Here is a 2,994-nt window from a genome sequence, read left to right as displayed (position 1 = left end):
GCCGCCGCGCCCAGGACTCCAACTGCTCCCGTTCGTCCTCGGAGAGCACGATCGCCACCGGCGCAGGTCCACGAGCCATACCTCGAACCTAACAACCGCTGCCGAACTTCCGACTCAGGACACTAGAGGCCGAGGCCCGCGCGCACCTCGTGCCATGACACCGCCGGCGGCGTCGTGCTCCCGCTCGCGCGGGCGGCCGCGTCGTCGAGCATCGCGCGGTATCCCTCCGCCCCACCGGCAACGTCCGTCACGCGGGCGACCCGGCGCCACGCGTCGAGGCACTGGTGGACGACCGCGAGGTCGTAGGTGTCGGCGGCACGGGCGAGCGCCGCGCGCCACTGCCGGTCGAACTCGGCTGCACTCTCGGGGGCCAGGGCCGCCCGCACCTCGGCCGGCGTCGCGTCGGCCCAGGTCCCGACGTCTCCTCCCCCCGACGGGGCGGACGATGCGGCGGCGGTCATGCGCCGACTCTACGACTCTTGGCCCCCTGGCGGGCCGGGCGTGGGCCCAGGACCTCGGGAACGAAGCGCACCGCGACACCCCGGGGGAGGTTCAGGCGCTCAGTGCCGGACCGAGCAGGAGTCCACCGTCGACGACGAGCTCGGAGCCCGTGATGAAGGCGGCGTCGGGGGAGGCGAGGAAGACGAGTGCGCGGCTGATCTCGTCCGGCTCACCGATGCGCGGGACGGCGAACGGCTCGGGGTCGAAGAGCTCGGCGATGGCCGGCACCCCGGCGGCGAGCGGCTCGGTGATCAACGGGGTGCCCACCACCCCCGGGGTCACCGACACGACCCGGATGTCGTCACGCGCCAGCTCCAGCGCGGCTGTCCGGGTGAGTCCGCGCACGGCCCACTTCGCGGCGACGTACGGACCGAAAGCAGCCGTGCCTCCGTGAGCCATCGTCGATGCGACGGTGACGATCACGCCGCCACCGCCCCGGCGCATCGACGGGACGACTGCTCGGATGCCGAGCGCGGTGCCCGTGACGTTCACGGCGGTGACGGTGTCCCACAGGCTGCGGTCGGCGTCCTCGAGCAGCGTCGGCGGGTGCTGCACCCCCGCGTTGGCGACCAGTACCGAGATGGGTCCGAAACGCTCCTCGGCCGCGGCGACCGCGGCCGTCCACTGCTGCTCGTCGGTGACGTCGAGCCGGACCGCCAGCGCTCTCGCTCCCAGCTGCTCGGCCAGCGTCACCCCGGCCGCCTCGTCCCGCGCAGCGATCACCACGGCAGCACCCTCGCGGTGGAACGCCTGGACGTGGCTGCGCCCCATCCCGCCGGTCGCTCCGGTCACCAGCACCGTCTGCCCCTCGAAGCGTCCCATCGTGCCCTCCTCGATCGACGAGGTGAGTCGGTCCGCTCACCTCATCGCAGGACACCACCCCTCACGAGGTGAGTCAAGCGACTCGTCTCGCGTGCCGGTCTGTGGCAGGGTGGTCTGCCGTGGACGGGAACGAGTCGGCGTCGACGGGGTCGTCGGGAGCGGCGCGCTACCACCGTGAGCTGGCCCTGAGGAATCGGGAGGCGCTGCTGGCTGCTGCTCGTCGGCTCTTCCTCGATCTCGGCTTCGACGGCACCTCGCTGGCGAAGGTCGCCGCCGAGGCCGGGGTCTCGCGGGCCACGCTGTTCAAGCAGTTCCCGACCAAGGCCGAGTTGTTCAGTGCCATGGTGACCACGTCGTGGGCGACCACGGACGAACAGGCCCCTCCCGTGCCCGGTGATCCCCTGGCCGCTCTGTCGACGCTCGGCACCCGGTATGCGGACTTGTTGACCCGCCCCGGGATGGCCGACCTGTTCCGCATCGTCATCGCCGAGCTCCCGCGCTTCCCCGAGCTCGGGCGCACGCACTTCGACCTGGGCAAGATGCCGTTCTTCGACTCGGTGCGCGACCACCTGCTCGCCGAGAAGCACGCCGGCACCCTGCAGTTCGAGGACGCCGATCTCGTGACGACCCAGTTCCTCGGCATGATCGCCAACTACGTCCTCTGGCCCCGGATGCTGCTGCTCGACTGGGACCCGGACGCGGCGAGCGTGGCGCACGCGGTCGAGGAGGCCGCGCTGACGGTGCACGCACGGCACGCGGCGCGTCCTCCGACGGCTCGGAGCGGGCGACGCGGCAGCTGAGGTCGATGATCGAGGCGTCGAGCGGCGGCAAGCGGACGCACGGTGGGTCGGCGCGGCCGTGTGGCGGCCCGACGCGCCGGTACAGGACCGGTGGCCGTGGCGGTGGTCGTGGTCCGTCGCGGCGCGCCGCTCGTCCGGGCAGCGCCCCCGCACGAAGCCTCGACCTCGAGCAGCGGCTCACACGGAGTCGAGTCGTCCGTGTGCTGGTGCCGGGCCTCGCGGCCGGGGACCTCGCGGTGCCGGTAACCGGTCGGGAGTCCCACGTCGGTCCAGGACCGCTGCACAGGCGTCGGGCCCGGCCCGACCGGCGGCCGCGACTCGGGGCGCCCAGAGACACGTCGTGCCCGCGGGTGGAGGCCTCGGACGGGCTCTTTGCGGGGAGGACCGACCAGCCGCCCGTCGAAGCGAGGTGCCGTCGCCGGCCGACGACTCGGCGCCGGCGGATTGCCGATGCTGTGGTGCCACGCCGTCACGACCAGCGCCCGACCGGGACAGAGTCTTCGACGGCAGTCGGTCGGTCCTGATCAGGTCCTGGGCCCGCGGACCCCGGCGCCGCCGGAGGGTCTGCACGAGCTCGCCGAGCCGGCACGCCGTGCAACATGGACGATCAGCGAGCCGGTCAGCGGCTCCCCCGGTGATCCACTCCCGATGCCGCACCCTGGTGACGCTCGGGCGCGACAGCGCTCGCCGGACGATGCCGTCGACTTCTCCGTTGCACCGGTCGAGGAGCACGAAAAAAGGGGGGAGGCTCGGTGGGAGTCTCGCCCCTTCTTGTGTGGGGGTGGTGGGGGTGGTCGGGTGTTCCGGCGGTGTCCTACTCTCCCACGACCTGTCGGTCGCAGTACCATCGGCGCTGGAGGGCTTAGCTTCC

General features: G+C 72.6%; 3 protein-coding genes and 1 rRNA gene. 1 reads left to right on the top strand and 3 read right to left on the bottom strand.

Annotated features, from left to right (window positions below):
- Positions 1-122: 122 nt before the first annotated feature.
- Positions 123-461, bottom strand: a complete 339-nt coding sequence (locus ACFPK1_RS32965) for a DUF6247 family protein (protein WP_378025156.1) — start codon at positions 459-461, stop codon at positions 123-125.
- A 91-nt stretch (positions 462-552) separates the two neighbouring features.
- A complete protein-coding gene (locus ACFPK1_RS32960; protein WP_378025155.1) occupies positions 553-1,323 on the bottom strand; it encodes an SDR family NAD(P)-dependent oxidoreductase in 771 nt (256 codons plus the stop codon).
- Positions 1,324-1,442: 119 nt separating this feature from the next.
- Between ACFPK1_RS32960 and ACFPK1_RS32955 the strand changes: the two genes are divergently transcribed.
- A complete protein-coding gene (locus ACFPK1_RS32955; protein ID WP_378025154.1) occupies positions 1,443-2,123 on the top strand; it encodes a TetR/AcrR family transcriptional regulator in 681 nt (226 codons plus the stop codon).
- A gap of 801 nt (positions 2,124-2,924) precedes the next feature.
- On the opposite strand, the gene rrf is transcribed toward ACFPK1_RS32955, so the two are convergent.
- Positions 2,925-2,994 (bottom strand): 5S ribosomal RNA (rrf, locus tag ACFPK1_RS33075); the annotation flags it as partial.

Origin of the sequence: Actinomycetospora rhizophila, from assembly GCF_042657905.1 — a bacterium.
In the GTDB taxonomy this organism is placed as follows: Bacteria; Actinomycetota; Actinomycetes; order Mycobacteriales; family Pseudonocardiaceae; genus Actinomycetospora; species Actinomycetospora rhizophila.
The sequence above is the reverse complement of the archived record's forward strand: the minus strand, read 5'-3'. Positions and strand labels throughout refer to the sequence as shown.

What these genes read in the sequence shown, in the direction of transcription:
- ACFPK1_RS32965 (WP_378025156.1), bottom strand. Translation starts at nt 461, where the DNA reads ATGACCGCCGCCGCATCGTCCGCCCCGTCGGGGGGAGGAGACGTCGGG.
- ACFPK1_RS32960 (WP_378025155.1), bottom strand. Translation starts at nt 1,323, where the DNA reads ATGGGACGCTTCGAGGGGCAGACGGTGCTGGTGACCGGAGCGACCGGC.